Below are 16,614 nucleotides of genomic sequence, written 5' to 3' on the forward strand. Positions count from 1 at the left end.
GAACACCGAAACCGCCATGCGCAACGCCCCACGACGCAAGCCCAACGCATTCACCTGGAGTTCAAGAAAATGGCACTCGACAAACCCTACCTCGACGTTCCCGGCACCACGATCTTCGACGCCGACCAAAGCCGCAAGGGCTACTGGCTCAACCAGTTCTGCATGAGCCTGATGAAGGCCGAGAACCGCGCGCGCTTCAAGGCCGACGAAGACGCCTACCTGGCCGAATGGCCGATGACCGACGAGCAAAAGGCGGCGGTGCGCGCGCGCGACCTCAACTGGGCCATGCGCACCGGCGGCAACATCTACTTCCTGGCCAAGCTCGGCGCGACCGATGGCCTGAGTTTTCAGCAGATGGCCGGCAGCATGACCGGCATGACCGAGCAGCAGTACCGCGACATGATGCTGGCCGGCGGCCGCACCCCCGAGGGCAACCGCGTGGTGGGCGAAACGGGCAACGCGCAGGGCGCCGCGTCGCAGTCCGACGCCTGGAAGGCCTGGGAAGAAAAAGCGCAAAAAGAGCTGGCAGCGCAGGTCGAACAAGCGCAGGCAGCTACAAAAAACAAAGCAAACGGGCGCGCGCGCATCACCGCGTCGGTCTACAGTTCGCACGTGCCGGCCATCGGTGCCGCCATCGACCACGGCAAGACGGAAGAGCCCTACTGGCAGCCGCTGTTCAAGGGCTACGACTTCAGCAAGCAGTGGATGAAGGACAATCGGCCCGACGTGGTCTTCCTCGTCTACAACGACCACGCGACCAGCTTCGACCTGGGCGTCATTCCCACCTTCGCCATCGGCACGGCGGCCGAATTCGAGCCCGCTGACGAAGGCTACGGTCCGCGGCCGGTGCCCACGGTCAAGGGGCACCCCGAGCTGGCTTCGCACATCGCGCAGTCGGTGATCCAGCAGGACTTCGACCTCACCATCGTCAACGACCTGAAGGTCGACCACGGCCTGACGGTGCCGATGAACCTGATGTTCGGCAGCCCCGCCGAATGGCCGGTGCAGGTGATCCCCTTCCACGTCAACGTGGTGCAGTACCCCGTGCCTTCGGGTGCGCGCTGCTTCGCGCTGGGCCAGGCCATCCGCCGCGCCATCGAGAGTTACGACCAGCCGCTCAACGTCCAGATCTGGGGCACCGGCGGCATGAGCCACCAACTGCAAGGGCCGCGCGCCGGCCTCATCAACGCCGAGTGGGACAACCGCTTCCTCGACCGCCTGATCGCCGACCCGAAGGATCTGTCCACCATGCCGCACATCGACTACGTGCGCGAAGCGGGCAGCGAAGGCATCGAGCTGGTGATGTGGCTGATCGCCCGCGGCGCCATGAGCGACGTGGCCGGCAGCGGCAAGGCGCCCAAGGTCGCGCACCGTTTCTTCCACGTGCCGGCGTCGAATACGGCCGTGGGGCACCTGATTCTGGAAAATCAGGTTTGAGAGAAATGCCGGACGCGAAGGACGCCAAGGATTCGCGAAGGACGCAAAAGGGGCAGCCAAGAATTTCTGGTTTTCTTTCGCGTCCTTCGCGTCACTTTTGCGTCCTTTGCGTCCGGCTGTTGATTGCAGCCTTTCCATCTCGACAAGGAACACCATGACCCAACCCATCAACGTCGCGCTGGCCGGTGCCGGCGCCTTCGGCATCAAGCACCTGGACGGCATCAAGAACATCGACGGCGTCAAAGTTGTGTCGCTGATCAGCCGCGACCTGGAAAAGACCCAGGAGGTGGCCGACCAGTACGGCATCGGTCACGTCACCACCGACCTGGCCGACAGCCTGAAGCTGCCGGGCCTGGACGCCGTCATCCTGTGCACGCCCACGCAGATGCACGCCGAGCAGACGATGCAATGCCTGCAGGCCGGCAAGCACGTGCAGGTCGAGATTCCGCTGGCCGATTCGCTGGCCGGCGCGCAGGCGGTCGTCGACCTGCAGAAGAAGACCGGCCTGGTCGCCATGTGCGGCCACACCCGCCGCTTCAACCCCAGCCACCAGTACGTGCACAACCGCATCCTGCGGGGCGAGTTCAACATCCAGCAGATGGATGTGCAGACCTACTTCTTCCGCCGCACCAACATGAACGCGCTGGGCCAGCCGCGCTCGTGGACCGACCACCTGCTGTGGCACCACGCCGCGCACACGGTGGACCTGTTCGCCTACCAGTGCGGCTCGCCCATCGTCAAGGCCAACGCCGTGCAGGGGCCGATCCACAAGGACCTGGGCATCGCCATGGACATGAGCATCCAGCTGCAGGCCGCCAACGGCGCCATCTGCACGCTGTCCCTCAGCTTCAACAACGACGGCCCGCTGGGCACCTTCTTTCGCTACATCGGCGACACGGCGACCTACATCGCCCGCTACGACGACCTGGTGCAGACGCACGCCAAGGGTCCGGAGACGGTGGTCGATGTGAGCAAGGTCGATGTGTCGATGAACGGCATCGAGCTGCAGGACCGCGAGTTCTTTGCCGCCATCCGCGAAGGCCGCGAACCCAACAGCAGCGTGGCGCAGGTGCTGGCCTGCTACCAGGTGCTGCACGACCTGGAGCAGCAGCTGAATGCTGCATAAATGATAGCTGAATGCGCTTGTCCTGCAAGCGCCAGCGGCCAATTTACCATTGAAACATGAAACAGCGCGCATTGGGTCCGTTCCAGGTCGGCGCCATCGGCCTGGGCTGCATGAACATCTGCCATGCCTATGGCACGCCCATTTCGGCCGACGAGGCCGAGCGCGTGCTGCGCGGCGCGCTCGATGCCGGCTGCACGCACTTCGAAACCGCCGCGCTGTACGGCTTCGGTGTCAGCGAATCGCTGGTGGGCCGCGTACTGGGTCCGCAGCGCAGCCGCTTCACCCTGGCCAGCAAATGCGGCATGACGGTGGAGGCAGGCGATGGCAGCGTGAAGCCCGGCCGCGTGATCGACGGGCGGCCCGAGTCGCTGCGCGCGACCTGCGAAGGCTCGCTGCGGCGCCTGAAGACCGACGTGATCGACCTGTACTACCTGCACCGCTGGGACAAGCAGGTGCCCATCGAAGACAGCGTGGGCGCGCTGTCCGACCTGGTGCGCGCGGGCAAGATCCGCACCATCGGCCTGTCCGAAGTGTCCGCGGCCACGCTGCGCCGGGCGCACGCGGTGCACCCCATTGCTGCGCTGCAGACCGAATATTCGCTGTGGACGCGCAATCCCGAAATCGCCGTGCTGCAGGCCTGCCGCGACCTGGGCGTGAGCTTTGTCGCCTTCAGCCCGCTGGGGCGCGGCTTCCTGGCCGGCGCGTTGCCTGATGTGGCGGCGGTCGAGGCCCTGCCCGACAAGGACATCCGACGCCCCATGCCGCGCTTTGCGCCCGATCATCACGCGCGCAACCTGCCGCTGCTGGCGTCGTACCGTCAACTGGCCGACGAAGCCGGCTGCACGCCCGCGCAGCTGGCGCTCGCCTGGCTGCTGCACCAGAGCGACGACGTGCTGCCGATTCCGGGCACGCGCTCGCTCGCGCACGCCATCGAGAACTTCGGCGCCGCCGACGTCGCGCTCGACAGCGCCCTGCTGGCGCGGCTGGACGCGCTCATCAACCAGCGCACGGTCAGCGGCCATCGCTATGCCGAACAGGCCCGGCGCGAGGTCGACACCGAAGATTTCGGCGCCACGCCCGGCTGAAAAATAACGAAACAAACCGAGACCGCGCCGAGAAGACGCCGCGCCCTGCGGCCGGCACCATGACGGACATGTTCAACACGCTCACGACAAGGAGCACCGTCATGAAAACCTGGATCAAACGCACCCTCATCGGCCTGACCGGCGCCGTCATCGCGCTGGGCGGCGTGGCCGCCTGCGGCCACCGCATGCACCACGGCATGGGCAGCCACGCCACGCCCGAGCAGCAGGCCGAATGGCGCGGCAAGATGGTCGACCGCATCGCCGGCAAGCTGGACCTGGACGCCGCGCAAAAAGCCAAGCTTGCCACGCTGGGCGAAAAGCTGCACACGCAGCGCCTGGCCGTGCGCGGCGGCGCCGATCCGCGCGCCGACGTGCAGGCGCTGGTGTCCGGCACGACCTTCGACCGCGCGAAGGCGCAGGCCCTGGTGCAGCAGAAGACCGACGCCGTGCGCGCCGGCAGCCCCGAAGTGATCGCCGCGCTGGGCGACTTCTACGACAGCCTGAACCCCACGCAGCAGCAGAAGGTGCGCGAATTCATGCAGCGGCGCGGGCGCTGGGGCCACGGCGGGCCGCGCGGGTGACGTGAACGCGCGGGTCGGAGGAGTTCGCATGGACGCGCACGCACCCCCAGCCCATGGCGCCGTGATCGACGCGCCGCGTCGATGGCTGCGGTTGGAAGGCGCGCTGGTCGCCACGGTCGCCACGCTGGCTTACGCTAAAGCGGGCGGCGGCTGGGGCGAGTTCGCCGCGTGGCTGCTGCTGCCCGACGTCGCGTTGCTGGCCTATGTGGCCGGCCCGCGCGCCGGGGCCATGGCGTACAACCTGGCCCACACGGCTGCCGTGCCGCTCGCCTTGGCGGGCGCGGGTCTGCTCGGCGCTGAAACGATGGCCTTGAAAGCGGCGCTAATCTGGTGGGCGCACATCGGCTTTGACCGCGCCCTGGGCTTTGGCCTCAAATACCCCAGCGGCTTTGGCGACACGCATCTGGGTCGGCTGGGCGGCCGCGCCACAATCCACCCCCCATGCCCCGCATCCTGCTGATCGATGACGACGCCGAACTGGGCGGTCCGCTGGCCGCCTATTTCGCGCGCTTCGATCTGGCGTTGGAACACGCGCTGGCGCCCAGTGCCGGACTGGCGCGGCTGTCAGAAGGCGGCTTCGACGCCGTCATCCTCGACGTCATGCTGCCCGAGATGGATGGCTTTCAGCTGTGCCGCACCATCCGCCAGGGCAGCGACATCCCGATCCTGATGCTGACCGCGCGCGGCGAGCTGACCGACCGCGTGGTGGGGCTGGAGCTGGGTGCCGACGATTACCTGCCCAAGCCGTTCGAGCCGCGCGAGCTGGTGGCGCGCGTGCAGACCATCCTGCGCCGCCGCGTCGCCGTGCCGCCAGCGGCCCATGCGCTGCACTTTGACGGCCTCAGCGTCGACGCCGCCACACGCACCGTGCGCCGGCTGGGCCAGCCGGTGGAATTGACCAGCACAGAGTTCGACCTGCTGCACCTGCTGGCGCGCTCGCCCGGCAGCGTGTTCAGCCGCGACGACATCCTGTCGGCGCTGCGCGGGCACGACGCCGACCTGTACACCCGCGCGGTGGACATCGTGGTCAGCCGCCTGCGCAAGAAGCTGGAGCCGCTGGACGCCATCAAGACCCTGCGAAACGCCGGTTACACGCTGGCGCTGGCGCGGCGCGCGCCATGAGCGCCGGCGGCAGGCCCGGCTGGTGGCGGCGCGCGCGCCATTCGCTGCGCGTGCGGCTGGTGCTGCTGTTCGTGCTGCTGGCGCTGGCGATGAGCGCGGCGTTTCTGGGCGGCATCGGCCGCGCGTTCTCGGTGGGCTGGCGCGCGGCGGTCGATCCGCTGGTGGGCGACTACGCCGACCGGCTGGTGGCCGACATCGGCTCGCCCCCGCGCATCGACCGCGCACGCGCCCTGGCCGAGCAGCTGCCGGTGGTGATTCGCATCGAAGGCCCGCAGGTCAATTGGGCGTCGGGCCCGGCACCACGCCACCGGCCGCCGTGGGCGCAGGGCGAGGGCGAGGGCGCCGAGCGCCGCGCGGTGGTGCGCCAGACCGCCGACGGCCACCGCATCACGCTGTCATTGCGCGCGCGTGCCGAACACGACGAGCCGCGCCGCACGGTGTGGATCACGCTGGCGGCGCTGCTGGCGTTGACGGCGCTGGCCTACGCGGCCGTGCACCGCATGCTGCGGCCGATCCACGACATCGGTGCCGGGGTGCGCCGCTTCGGCGCCGGCCAGTTCGAGCCGCCCATCGACGTGCCGCACGCGCGCCACCCCGACGAGCTGAGCGAGCTGGCGCGCAGCGTGAACCAGATGGCCGCCGACATCCGCCAGATGCTGGACGCCAAGCGCGGCCTGCTGCTGGCCATCAGCCACGAACTGCGCAGCCCGCTGACCCGCGCGCGCCTGAACGCCGAACTGCTGCCCGACGACGCCGCCACCGAGCCGACCCGCGCCGCGCTGCTGCGCGACCTGGCCCTGATGCGTGAACTGATCGCCGACCTGCTGGAGAGCGAGCGCCTGGCCAGCCCGCACGCCGCCTTGCAGCGCGAGCCGACCGATGTGGCGGCGCTGGCGCGCGAGCTGCTGGCGTCCGTGGCCGCCGCGCACCCTGCCGCACCGGCGGTGGCCCTGCACGTGGACGCCGGCCTGCCGCCCGCGCTGCGGCTGGACGCGGGCCGTGTGCGCCTGCTGCTGCGCAACCTGCTCGACAACGCCCTGCGCCACAGCCCGGGCGATGCGGCGCCGCCTGCGCTTCACCTGGGTCCGATGCCCGGCGGCGGCGTCGCCATCGAGGTGCGCGACCATGGCCCCGGCGTGCTGCCCGAGCAACTGGCGCACCTGTCGGAGCCGTTCTATCGCACCGACAGCGCGCGCCAGCGCGGCACCGGCGGCGTCGGCCTGGGGCTGTACCTGGTGCGGCTGGTGGCGCAGGCGCACGGAGGCGCGATGAGCGTGCGCAACGCCTCGCCGGGGCTGGCGATACGGGTCGATCTGCCGACGGAGCCCGCGGTGTCGAAGTGACGTGAAGCTGCTAAAAAGATAGCACTCAGCGCGCCATGGACAAGCGCCAGGGGCACGGAAGGCGCTTGTTGGGACGATGAAAGGGCGCTCGTCGCGCCGCGCCTCAGGCGCCGGCCGGCAATGCGGCGGTGCCCGCGGGCGCCTTGTCATCGCCTTGCTGCGCCACGCGCTTTTCGACGGCGCTCATGACTTCGGTGGCCATGTTTTCGAGCAACAGCACGTCGCGCGGCGTCAGGGTGCGCGGCTCGGTGTCCAGCAGGCACAGGGTGCCCAGTACCAGGCCGTCGTCGCCCTGCAGCGGCGCGCCGGCGTAGAAGCGGATGCCGCGCTCCTTCAGCACCGGGTTGGCGGCGAAGCGCGGGTCGCGCAGCACGTCGGGCACGACCAGCGTCTCGCCGCCGGCCGCCACGTGGCCGCACATCGAGAGCGGGCGCGGCACGCCGCGTTCGGGCTCGCCGACAGCGGGGCGGCCGGCGGCGCTGGCGTCGCCGTGGGTGATCTGCCAGTCGTCGCTGATCAGCGAGACCAGCGCGAAGGGTGTGTCGAAGGCGTCGGCGGCGCGCTTGGCAATGGCGTCGAAGCGGCCGCGCAGCGCGGCGTCCAGCACGCCGCTGGCGTGCAGCGCCGCCAGCCGCGCACGCTCCTTTTCTGGTAGCGGGGCGGGCAGATACGGCATGCCGTCGGCGCGGGTCAGGCGCGATTTCGACTGCGCCACCAGTTCGCCCAGCGACGTCACCAGCGCGTCGGCGCCGATGGTCTGCACCGGGTCGCCCTCGGCGTCTTCTGTCTGGAAATTCCACGCCGCCAGAATGACCTGCACGTTCGGCCAGTGGCGCTTGAGCCGGCGCACGAAGTACTTGGCCAGCGTGGTCGGGTCGGGCGAGAAGTAGCATAGGCAGACCATTTCGACGCCCTTCAAATCCAGCCGCGCAAAGTAGTCGGGCGAGGTGATGCCCACCTGCACCACGCGCGCGCCGATGTCGTGCAGCGAGAGCACATGTGCCGCCATGTCGGCCGCCAGCGAATCGACCGCCCAGCGCCCGCCGATGCAGGCCACCTGCGTCGGCTGGTTGGCAGGCGGCGGGTATTGTTCGCGCAGCTCTTCCAGCACGCGTTCCATGCCCGAGATGACGCGGTGGCGATGCTCGGCCGTGGCCATCGTGTCGTAGCCGCTGGATGCCAGGCGCAGCGCGCCCAGCGCCACTTCGTCGTAGAAGGCCTCGGGCGATACCTCGTCGGCATGGTGCACGGCCAGTTCGGCGGCCGATTCCACGTCGCCCGCCAGCAGGCGCTGGTGCAGGCGGGTGGATTCGTCCAGCACGCCCTGGCTGCCCAGCAGCACTTCCAGCACGCGCAACTGGGGCAGGTGGTGCCCCAGCACCAACAACACCACCGTGATGGGGGTCGACAGCATCAGCCCGATCGGCCCCCAGAGCGCGGTCCAGAACATCGCCGCCAGGATCAGCGACAGCGTCGACATGCCGGTGCTGGATCCGTAAAGCCAGGGCTCAATCAGGTTGTTGCTGATCAGCTCCAGCGTGGCGATGAGCGCCACCGTCCACAGCACCATGTCCCACCCGGGGTCGACGGCAAACGCCATGGTGACTGGAAAGATCGCACCGATCATCGGCCCCAGGTACGGCACGAAGCGCAGCACCGCCGCCAGCAGGCCCCACACCAGTGCGCCCGGCACGCCGATCAGCAGCAGGCCCAGCGCCATCGGGATGCCGTAGGTCGCGTTGACGACCAGTTGCATGGTCAGGTACTTGCTGACGCGCTGCGCGGCGTCGCCCAGGGCGTCGGTGGTGCGGTACAGGTTGCTGCCCAGCAGGCGCAACACCTTGTCGCGCAGCGCGCCCTTGTCCAGCAGAATCAGCACCACCAGCAACAGCACCACGCCGGCCGTCGCCAATGGGGTGGCGAAGGTCTCGGCCCATGTCACCAGGCGCTGCCAGGGCTTGACGCTCTGGCCCACCACTTCGACCTGGGTCGGCTGGCCAGCCTTGAACTTGGGGGGGCTCTTCCTTGCGCTGGCTTTCTTCGATCTCGCGTTCGACGCGCGTCACCACGCGCGAATAGCGGTCCAGGATGCCCGGCTGGCGCAACTGGTCGCCGAAGCTGCGCAGCTTGCGGGTGATGTTGGTCTCGTAGACGGGCAGGTCGTTGCCGATCTGGCGCAACTGGGCGAAGATGAAAAAGCCCGTGGCGGCCAGCAGCGCCAGCGTGGCCAGCATGACCATGAACACGGCCACGGCACGCGGAATGCCGCGCCGCTTGAGCCACGACACCATCGGGTCAAGCACAAAGCCCACCAGAATCGCCAGCGCCAGCGGCATGAGCACGTCGCGCCCGAAGTACAGCGCCGCGACGATGATGGCGGCACTGACCAGCCACGTTGCCAGCGGCTGCCGCGCGGCCTCCGCCGCAGGCTGCGCCGACGCCGGCCCGTCCACAGGCAAGGGACCGGGGCCGGGCGGCGCGGCGGGGACGGGGCGGTTGGGCATGCGCAGCGGATTGTCGGCAGCGCCTGCGCGGCGCGCTGTAGGACGACGGCGTAAGGCCCCGGGACAGCGGGCGAAAGGTGCGCCGTCCTACAATCGCGCGCTTTTGTACTAAACCCTTATCACTTGTCTTTGACCACCGACGCCCGTGCGCACCTGCCGCGCGCCGTGCTGGCCCTGGCCGCGGTGTATGGGCTGGCGTGGTCGCTGGTGCCGCCGCTGGTGGCGCCGGGCTTTCCGCTGGACGTGGTCGAAAGCCTGACCTGGGGCCACGAATGGCAATGGGGCTACTACAAGCACCCGCCGCTGGCGCCGTGGGTGCTGTATGCGTTCTATCGCGTGTTCGGCCGCGCCGGGCCGTACCTGCTGAGCCAGGTCTGCATCGCGGCCACGCTGTGGCTGGTGTGGCTGACGGGCTGCCGCCTGATGTCGCGCGAGCGCGCGGCGCTGGGGGCGGCGCTCGCCATGGGCACCATCTTCCTGACCCGCCCGGCGCTGGAGTTCAACCACAACGTGGCGCAACTGCCGCTGTGGGCCGGCCTCGGCTGGGCCTGCCTGGCGGCGCTGCAGGACGGCCGGCTGCGCCACTGGCTGTGGCTGGGTGCGCTGGCCGGCGTGTGCCTGTTGACCAAGTATTCGGGCGCCATTCTGCTGGCCTGCCTGGGCGCCTACGTGCTGTTTACGCCGCAGCGCCGCGTGCTGCGGTCGGCCGGCCCGTGGCTGGCGGTGCTGCTGGCGCTGGGGGTGCTGGCGCCGCACCTGCACTGGCTGTGGGCGTATGAAGGCCTGCCCTTTGCCTACGCCAGCCAGCGCGCCGGCGCGGGCGACGGCGACCCGCGCGCGCATGCGCTGGGCTTCATCGCCATGCAGCTCATCAACCACCTGCCGCTGCTGCTGATCGTGCTGTGGGCCGTGCTGCCGGTGTGGCGTGCGGTGCCACGCACGGACGCGGCATCGGCTGCGGCGCGGCCGTCGCGCCTGCACACCGACTGGCCGGGCTACCTGCTGGTGCTGGCCCTGGCGCCCGGCGCGCTGGCCGCGTTGCTGGGGCTGGCCGGGCTGGTCAAGATGCGCGACATGTGGGGTGTGCCGATGTGGACCTTCAGCGGCCTGCTGGTGGCGGCCTGGCTGCCGGCGCCCTGGCTGCAGCGCGTGCGCCCGCGCCTGTGGCGGGCGCTGGCCGTGTGGCTGGTGCTGATCTCGCTGCTGTCGTGGTCGTACCTGGCCTTTGTTGCGCAGTGGCGGCAGCGCCCGGTGCGCACCGACTGGCCGTCGGCCGCGCTGGCGGCGCAGGCACAGGCCAGTTGGGACGCGATGTCGACCTGCCGCCTGGGCGCGGTGGCGGGCGAATACCACCTGGCCGGCGCGCTGGCGGTGGCGCTGTCGCCGCGGCAGCCTTCGGTGCTGATCGAAGGCGACCCGCAGCATTCGCCCTGGATCACGCCGCAAGGCCTGCGCGAGCGCGGCGCGCTGTGGGTGTGGCAGGACGAAGCCCCCCGAATCGGCGCCCGCGCCGCTGGACAGCGTGGCACAGGAAGCCGACATGCGCGCCCACGACGGCACTTGGACCGTGCCCTGGCCGCGCGAGCCAGCCGGCCGGCCCTTCACCGTGCACTGGCGGGCCTACGTCCCCGCATCGTGCACACGTGCCCCGGGCGGTTGACGGCCTGCACTTGCCCCTGCCCGCGGGCGACAATTGCGCATGGCCGCTTTTCAAGACCCCATCCTTCAGCACCCCGATCGTTCCCTGCGCCTGACCGGCGCCAGCAACTTCCGCGACCTGGGCGGCTATGCCGGCGCGGAGGGGCAGACCGTGCGCTGGCGCCGCCTGTTCCGCTCCGACCACCTGGCGGCACTGACGGCGGACGATGCGGCGTTGTTTCGGCAACTGGGCGTCGCCCGCAGTTTCGACTTTCGCGGCGCGACCGAGCGCGCGGCCGTGCCGTACGACCTGCCCGGCGTGACGCAGCACCCGCTGCCGATCGAGCCGACCGTGGTGCAGCGCATGAAGGACCTGCTGGACGCCGGTGCGTCGGTGACGGCGCCGCAGGCCGTGGGCCTGATGCAGCAGACCTATCGCGCCTTCGTGCACGACAACGCGGCGGCCTTCGCCAGCCTGTTCGAGCACCTGGTCGACGACGATGCGCCGCTGGTGTTCCACTGCACGGCGGGCAAGGACCGCACCGGCTTTGCGGCCGCACTGGTGCTGATGGCGCTGGGCGTGCCGCGTGACGTGGTGATGCAGGACTATCTGCTGACCAACCAGCATTACCGCATGCCGGCGCTGCCCGAAGCCCGCGTTCCGCGCGAGGTGCTCGACGTGCTGTGGCGCGTGCAGGCGGACTTCCTCGACGCGGCGCTGCACGCGGTCGACCAGGACTTTGGCGGCTTCGAGGCCTATCTGGCCGGGCCGCTGGGCGTTCGTCAAGCGCAGCGGGCACGCCTGCGCCAGCTGTATCTGGCGCCCACTGGTCGCTGAATGAAACTACAAAATTGATAGCTACCGGCGCGCTTTGAATCAGCGCTGGGCGCGGTTTTGGCCGTGCGTTCCTGTTCAGCGCAGGTGCAGCCCCCACGGTGTCTTTTGCCAGGCCAGCGCTTCCTCGCGCAGCAGGTGGGCCGATTGCGGCCAGGCCGAGGCCCAGCCCTTGCGCATCGCCAGCGAGAAGCCGTGCGCCGGGTCCGGGCCCGGCGCCAGGGTGATGCCGTCGTGGTCGGGATCCTGCCGCGCATGGCACAGGATCACGGCCAGGCGCAGCGCCAGTAACTGGTGCATGAACATCGCGTCGCCGAAGCGCGACTCCAGCTTGCGAAGCTTGCCGCGATGGCCCAGCACCAGCTGGCTCAGCGTGTGCAACTCGTGCATGGCGAAGCCCGACACGTCGGCGTGATCGAGGATGTAGGCGCCGTGCTTGTGCGGGTCGGCGTGCGAGATGCGCGATCCGATCTCGTGCAGCCGCGCCGCCCAGTCGATCTGGCGCGCCGCTTCCTGGCGCTGCTTTTTCTTCAGATGGGGCGCCAGCTGGCTGAACAGGTGCAGCGCCGTAGCCGACACGCGCGCGCCCTGCGCCGCGTCGGCGCTGAACTTGGCGGCCAGCGCGGTGACCGCGGCGGCGCGCACGTCGGTCGTCTCGTGCTGGCGGTCCAGCATGTCGTACAGCGCCCCGTGCCGCAGCGCGCCGTAGGCGTATTGCATCTGCTCGATCTCCAGCAGGTCGAACAGCGCGCGCAGCACCGCCAGGCCGCCGGCGATGACGGCCTTGCGCTCGTCCTTGATGCCTTCGAGCTTGATGGCGTCGAACTTGTGCGCCTTGACCAGCTTGTCGCGCATCCAGTCCAGCCCGTCGCGCGTGATCAGGTAGCGCGCCGGCACGCGCCCGGCCAGCAGCAGCGTGTCGGCAATGGCACCCACCGTGCCCGAGCAGCCGTAGGCCACGTCCCAGTGGCGGCGCCCGTGGGTCGAGATGGCGTCGTCGAGCACCGCCTTGGCGGCGATCTCGGCGCGCTCGAAGTTCTTGGCCGTCATCACGCCGTCGGCGAAGTAGCGCATCGACCAGGCCACGCTGCCCACGCGGTACGACTCCATGGTCTGCGGCCGGTAGCCCTGGCCGATGATCAACTCGGTCGAGCGGCCGCCGATGTCCAGCACCAGCCGGCGCTCGTCCGACTGCGGCAGCAGGTGCACCACGCCCTGGTAGATGAGGCGCGCTTCTTCGCGCCCCGAGATGACGTCGATGGGAAAGCCCAGCGTCTGCTCGGCCACCGAGACGAATTCGTCGCGGTTGCGCGCTTCGCGCAGCGTCTGCGTCGCCACCACGCGCACCTGGCTGGGCTCGAAACCCGCCAGGCGCTCGGCAAAGCGCGCCAGGCAGTTCCAGCCGCGCTGCATGGCGTCCTGCGACAGACGGCGGTCGGCGTCCAGCCCGGCGCCCTGGCGCACGGTTTCCTTGTGGTATTCGGTGCGCTGAAGCTGGCCCAGCTCAAGGCGGGCGATTTCCAGGCGAAAGCTGTTGGAACCGAGGTCCACAGCGGCAAGGCGGGTGCCGGATTGCATAGGTGAGGTGGGGAAGGCCGCAAGGCGGACGGGTAAAACGGGCGCTGCCGATTGTGGCGCATCGCGGGCCCGCCAACCCTGCGCTGCCGCACATGACCATCGCGTGACGTCACACAACCGTCACATTCGGGAAATACAGTGAGCCATCCGAGTCAACTCTTCCCGAAGGCATTCCATCATGAAGCGTACTTTCCTCAAGGCCCTGGCCGCCACCGCCGTGGGCGCTTTCGTCGCCACCACCGCCTACGCCGCCGACATCACCGGCGCCGGCGCCAGCTTCCCGTACCCGATCTACGCCAAATGGGCCGAAGGCTACAAGGCCGCCACCGGCACGGGCCTGAACTACCAGTCCATCGGCTCGTCCGGTGGTGTGCGCCAGATCCGCGCCAAGACGGTGGCCTTCGGCGCCACCGATTCGCCCCTGAAGGGCGAGGAGCTGGACAAGGACGGCATGGTGCAGTTTCCGGCCATCATCGGCGGCACCGTGCCGGTGCTGAACGTCGACGGCTTCAAGCCGGGCGAGTTGCGTGTGACCGGCCCGGTGCTGGCCGAGATGTTCATGGGCACCATCGCCAAGTGGAACGACCCCAAGTTCGCCGCGCTGAACCCCGGCAAGGCGCTGCCTGATCAGGCCATCACCGTGGTGCACCGCGCCGACGGCTCGGGCACCACCTTCAACTGGACCGACTACCTGAGCGCCGTCAGCAAGGACTGGGCCGACAAGGTGGGCAAGGGCAACGCCGTCAAGTGGCCGGCCGCCACCTCGGTCGGCGGCAAGGGCAACGAAGGCGTGGCCGCCAACGTGGCGCGCATCAAGGGCGCTATCGGCTACGTCGAATACGCCTACGCCAAGAAGAACAAGCTGAGCTACATGCAGGTGCAGAACCAGGCTGGCAAGTACATCACGCCGGACGACGACGCGTTTGCCGCCGCCGCCGCGGGGGGTGGACTGGTTCAGCGTGCCGGGCATGGGCGTGTCCATGGTCAACGCCAAGGGCGACAAGAGCTGGCCCATTTCCACTGCCTCGTTCATCCTGATGTACAAGCAGCCGGCCGACAAGGCGCAATCGGGCGAAGTGCTGAAGTTCTTCGACTGGGCGTTCAAGAACGGCAAGCAGATGGCCGCCGACCTGGACTACGTCGCGCTGCCCGACAGCCTGACCAACGACATCCGCTCGAAGGTCTGGTCGCAGATCGCCAAGTAAGCCCCGCGCCGATGCGCGCGATCCACGGCCCGGTCCGGGCTTGGGTCGCGTCTTGCGCAAACCCATAATGACGGCGACGAGGACTCCATGAGCGTGGGCATGACAACCATCGACAACGGACAGCCGACCCGGGACGAGACAGCCAGCGTCGCACGACCTGGCATGGAGGCCATCGCGCGCCGGCAGCGTTGGCAGGACGTGCTGTTTCATCGCAGCACGCAGGCGTTTTCGCTGCTGGTGCTGGTGGCGCTGATCGGCATCATGGTGTCGCTGTTCATCAGCGCCTGGCCGACCTTCAAGGCGTTCGGCCTCCAGTTTCTCTGGACGGTGGAGTGGGACGTCGTCAACGAGCAGTTCGGCGCCGCCATCGCCATCGTCGGCACGGTGCTGAGCGCCGGCATCGCCCTCATCATTGCCGTGCCGCTGGCCTTCGGCATCGCGCTGTTCCTGACCGAGAACTGCCCGACCTGGTTGCGCCGCCCGCTGGGCACCGCCATCGAACTGCTGGCCGCGGTGCCGTCGATCATCTACGGCATGTTCGGCCTGTTCGTGTTCGCGCCCATTTTTGCCGACTTCATCCAGACGCCGATGCAGCAGGTGCTGGGCGGCATGCCGCTGGTGGGCTGGATGTTCGGCGGTGCGGTCAACGGCATGGGCATTCTGGCGGCCGGCATCGTGCTGGCCTTCATGATCCTGCCCTACATCGCCGCCGTGATGCGCGACGTGTTCGAGATCGTGCCACCCATCCTGCGCGAATCGGCTTACGGCCTGGGCTGCACCACGTGGGAGGTGGTGCGCAAGGTGGTGCTGCCGTACACGCAGAAGGGCGTCATCGGCGGCATCATGCTCGGCCTGGGCCGCGCGCTGGGCGAGACGATGGCGGTCACCTTCGTCATCGGCAACGCCAACCGCATGCCGAGTTCGCTGTTCTCGCCCGGTACGTCCATCGCCTCGGTGCTGGCCAACGAGTTTGGCGAAGCCGCCGACCTGCACCTGACCACGCTGTTCGCGCTGGGCTTCTTGCTGTTCGTCATTACGTTCGTCGTGCTGTCGCTGGCCAAGATCATGATCATTCGCGCCGAGCGCGCCAAGGGGACTTGAAATGACGCACCCCCTGAGACGCTTCGCGTCTTCCCCCGCTCTCTTCGGGCGGGGGACGGCGCCAGTGCCCGGTACAAGCCCGGCCACGGCGCCCACGCCTGGCTTGCTCCGCAGCCATTCGACCATCGGCGTTTCAGCGGCTGCAGCGCTGCGCAGCAACAGGGACAACTGACATGGAAATCTTGCAAGCCGAAAGCGCGCTGTACAAGAAGCGCCGCGCCGCCAACGCCGTCGGGCTGGCGCTGTCGATGGCCGCCATGGCGCTGGGCCTGGTGGTGCTGCTGTGGATTCTGTTCGTGCTGCTGAGCAAGGGCCTGGCGGCGGTCGACCTGAACATGTTCACGCGCGACACGCCGGCGCCAGGGTCCGAAGGCGGTGGTCTGCGCAACGCCATCGTGGGCAGCCTGATGATGCTGGGCCTGACGGTGCTGGTGTCCACGCCCATCGGCATCCTGGCCGGCATTTACCTGGCCGAATATGGCGACGAGAGCAAGACCGCCGAGCTGACGCGCTTCGTCACCGACATCATGCTGTCGGCGCCGTCCATCGTGCTGGGCCTGTTCGTCTACGCCATCGTGGTGGCGCCGATGGGGCACTTCTCGGGCCTGGCCGGTTCGCTGGCGCTTTCGCTGATCGCCATTCCGGTGGTCGTGCGCACCACCGAAAACATGCTGCGCCTGGTGCCCGGCAGCCTGCGCGAAGCCGCGGCGGCGCTGGGTGCGCCGCGCTGGAAGGTGTCGCTGATGATCAGCCTGCGCGCGGCCAAGAGCGGCGTCATCACCGGCCTGCTGCTGGCGATTGCCCGCGTCTCGGGCGAAACCGCGCCGCTGCTGTTCACGGCGCTCAACAACCAGTTCTTCAGCACCAACATGGGCCAGCCGATGGCCAACCTGCCGGTGGTGATCTTCCAGTTCGCGATGAGCCCGTACGACAACTGGATTCGCCTGGCCTGGGGTGGCGCGCTGCTGATCACGCTCACCGTGCTGGTCATCAACATCATCGCTCGCGTGTTCTTCCGCGAGAAGAAGGCGGCGCACTGAGCGCACGCGCACCGACATT

12 protein-coding genes and 4 pseudogenes are annotated in these 16,614 nt (G+C 69.0%); 13 read left to right on the top strand and 3 right to left on the bottom strand.

All coding sequences use genetic code 11. The features are described 5' to 3' along the window. Nucleotides 1-69: 69 nt before the first annotated feature. The 8 genes and pseudogenes from ligA to R0D99_RS04810 all read left to right on the top strand — a co-directional run. Nucleotides 70-393 (top strand): annotated as a pseudogene (gene ligA / locus R0D99_RS04775) (protocatechuate 4,5-dioxygenase subunit alpha); the annotation flags it as partial. Nucleotides 394-522: 129 nt separating this feature from the next. After that, entirely contained in the window at nucleotides 523-1,437 is a 915-nt protein-coding gene (locus R0D99_RS04780; RefSeq protein WP_317751003.1) for a class III extradiol dioxygenase subunit beta, read from the top strand. Nucleotides 1,438-1,591: 154 nt separating this feature from the next. Continuing rightward, complete coding sequence (locus tag R0D99_RS04785; RefSeq protein WP_317750239.1) at nucleotides 1,592-2,563, top strand: Gfo/Idh/MocA family oxidoreductase; 972 nt, start codon at nucleotides 1,592-1,594, stop codon at nucleotides 2,561-2,563. Between the two features lie 56 nt (nucleotides 2,564-2,619). Next, on the top strand, nucleotides 2,620-3,648 hold the full coding sequence (locus R0D99_RS04790; protein WP_317750241.1) for an aldo/keto reductase: 1,029 nt from the start codon (nucleotides 2,620-2,622) through the stop codon (nucleotides 3,646-3,648). A gap of 101 nt (nucleotides 3,649-3,749) precedes the next feature. After that, nucleotides 3,750-4,229 (top strand): Spy/CpxP family protein refolding chaperone, encoded by a 480-nt coding sequence (locus tag R0D99_RS04795; RefSeq protein WP_317750242.1) that lies wholly within the window; start codon nucleotides 3,750-3,752, stop codon nucleotides 4,227-4,229. Between the two features lie 28 nt (nucleotides 4,230-4,257). Then, entirely contained in the window at nucleotides 4,258-4,689 is a 432-nt protein-coding gene (locus tag R0D99_RS04800; RefSeq protein ID WP_317750244.1) for a DUF4260 domain-containing protein, read from the top strand. Then, nucleotides 4,671-5,351, top strand: a complete 681-nt coding sequence (locus R0D99_RS04805; protein ID WP_317750245.1) for a response regulator transcription factor — start codon at nucleotides 4,671-4,673, stop codon at nucleotides 5,349-5,351. The genes R0D99_RS04800 and R0D99_RS04805 overlap by 19 nt, the downstream gene beginning before the upstream one ends. Further along, the gene (locus R0D99_RS04810; protein WP_317750246.1) at nucleotides 5,348-6,694 is read left to right on the top strand and encodes a HAMP domain-containing sensor histidine kinase; all 1,347 of its coding nucleotides are present in this window, start codon (nucleotides 5,348-5,350) and stop codon (nucleotides 6,692-6,694) included. The genes R0D99_RS04805 and R0D99_RS04810 overlap by 4 nt, the downstream gene beginning before the upstream one ends. Nucleotides 6,695-6,797: 103 nt before the next feature. Here the strand turns inward: R0D99_RS04810 and R0D99_RS04815 are convergent, their stop codons facing one another. Further along, nucleotides 6,798-8,669 (bottom strand): AI-2E family transporter, encoded by a 1,872-nt coding sequence (locus R0D99_RS04815; RefSeq protein ID WP_317750247.1) that lies wholly within the window; start codon nucleotides 8,667-8,669, stop codon nucleotides 6,798-6,800. A 178-nt stretch (nucleotides 8,670-8,847) separates the two neighbouring features. Continuing rightward, nucleotides 8,848-9,198: pseudogene (locus tag R0D99_RS17285) on the bottom strand (AI-2E family transporter); the annotation flags it as partial. A 336-nt stretch (nucleotides 9,199-9,534) separates the two neighbouring features. Here R0D99_RS17285 and R0D99_RS04825 point away from each other — a divergent pair. After that, nucleotides 9,535-9,903 (top strand): annotated as a pseudogene (locus R0D99_RS04825) (glycosyltransferase family 39 protein); the annotation flags it as partial. Nucleotides 9,904-10,897: 994 nt separating this feature from the next. Then, nucleotides 10,898-11,674, top strand: coding sequence for a tyrosine-protein phosphatase (locus R0D99_RS04830; RefSeq protein WP_317750249.1), 777 nt, complete (start codon nucleotides 10,898-10,900; stop codon nucleotides 11,672-11,674). A 75-nt stretch (nucleotides 11,675-11,749) separates the two neighbouring features. Here the strand turns inward: R0D99_RS04830 and ppx are convergent, their stop codons facing one another. Continuing rightward, entirely contained in the window at nucleotides 11,750-13,249 is a 1,500-nt protein-coding gene (gene ppx, locus R0D99_RS04835; protein ID WP_317750251.1) for an exopolyphosphatase, read from the bottom strand. 178 nt (nucleotides 13,250-13,427) lie between these two features. Between ppx and pstS the strand changes: the two are divergent. From pstS to pstA, 3 genes and pseudogenes are all read left to right on the top strand, one after another. Next, nucleotides 13,428-14,454, top strand: a pseudogene (gene pstS / locus R0D99_RS04840) (phosphate ABC transporter substrate-binding protein PstS). Nucleotides 14,455-14,553: 99 nt separating this feature from the next. Continuing rightward, entirely contained in the window at nucleotides 14,554-15,555 is a 1,002-nt protein-coding gene (gene pstC / locus R0D99_RS04845; RefSeq protein ID WP_416365970.1) for a phosphate ABC transporter permease subunit PstC, read from the top strand. Between the two features lie 173 nt (nucleotides 15,556-15,728). Continuing rightward, a complete protein-coding gene (gene pstA / locus R0D99_RS04850; RefSeq protein WP_317750253.1) occupies nucleotides 15,729-16,595 on the top strand; it encodes a phosphate ABC transporter permease PstA in 867 nt (288 codons plus the stop codon). Nucleotides 16,596-16,614 lie beyond the last annotated feature (19 nt).

This window comes from Ottowia sp. SB7-C50 (assembly GCF_033110285.1).
In the GTDB taxonomy this organism is placed as follows: domain Bacteria; phylum Pseudomonadota; class Gammaproteobacteria; order Burkholderiales; family Burkholderiaceae_C; genus Ottowia.

Excerpts from the sequence above, each read along its gene's own strand:
- R0D99_RS04785 (WP_317750239.1), top strand. The coding sequence starts at position 1,592 with ATGACCCAACCCATCAACGTCGCGCTGGCCGGTGCCGGCGCCTTCGGC.
- R0D99_RS04790 (WP_317750241.1), top strand. The coding sequence starts at position 2,620 with ATGAAACAGCGCGCATTGGGTCCGTTCCAGGTCGGCGCCATCGGCCTG.
- R0D99_RS04795 (WP_317750242.1), top strand. The coding sequence starts at position 3,750 with ATGAAAACCTGGATCAAACGCACCCTCATCGGCCTGACCGGCGCCGTC.
- R0D99_RS04800 (WP_317750244.1), top strand. The coding sequence starts at position 4,258 with ATGGACGCGCACGCACCCCCAGCCCATGGCGCCGTGATCGACGCGCCG.
- R0D99_RS04805 (WP_317750245.1), top strand. The coding sequence starts at position 4,671 with ATGCCCCGCATCCTGCTGATCGATGACGACGCCGAACTGGGCGGTCCG.
- R0D99_RS04810 (WP_317750246.1), top strand. The coding sequence starts at position 5,348 with ATGAGCGCCGGCGGCAGGCCCGGCTGGTGGCGGCGCGCGCGCCATTCG.
- R0D99_RS04830 (WP_317750249.1), top strand. The coding sequence starts at position 10,898 with ATGGCCGCTTTTCAAGACCCCATCCTTCAGCACCCCGATCGTTCCCTG.
- ppx (WP_317750251.1), bottom strand. The coding sequence starts at position 13,249 with ATGCAATCCGGCACCCGCCTTGCCGCTGTGGACCTCGGTTCCAACAGC.
- pstC (WP_416365970.1), top strand. The coding sequence starts at position 14,554 with ATGACAACCATCGACAACGGACAGCCGACCCGGGACGAGACAGCCAGC.
- pstA (WP_317750253.1), top strand. The coding sequence starts at position 15,729 with ATGGAAATCTTGCAAGCCGAAAGCGCGCTGTACAAGAAGCGCCGCGCC.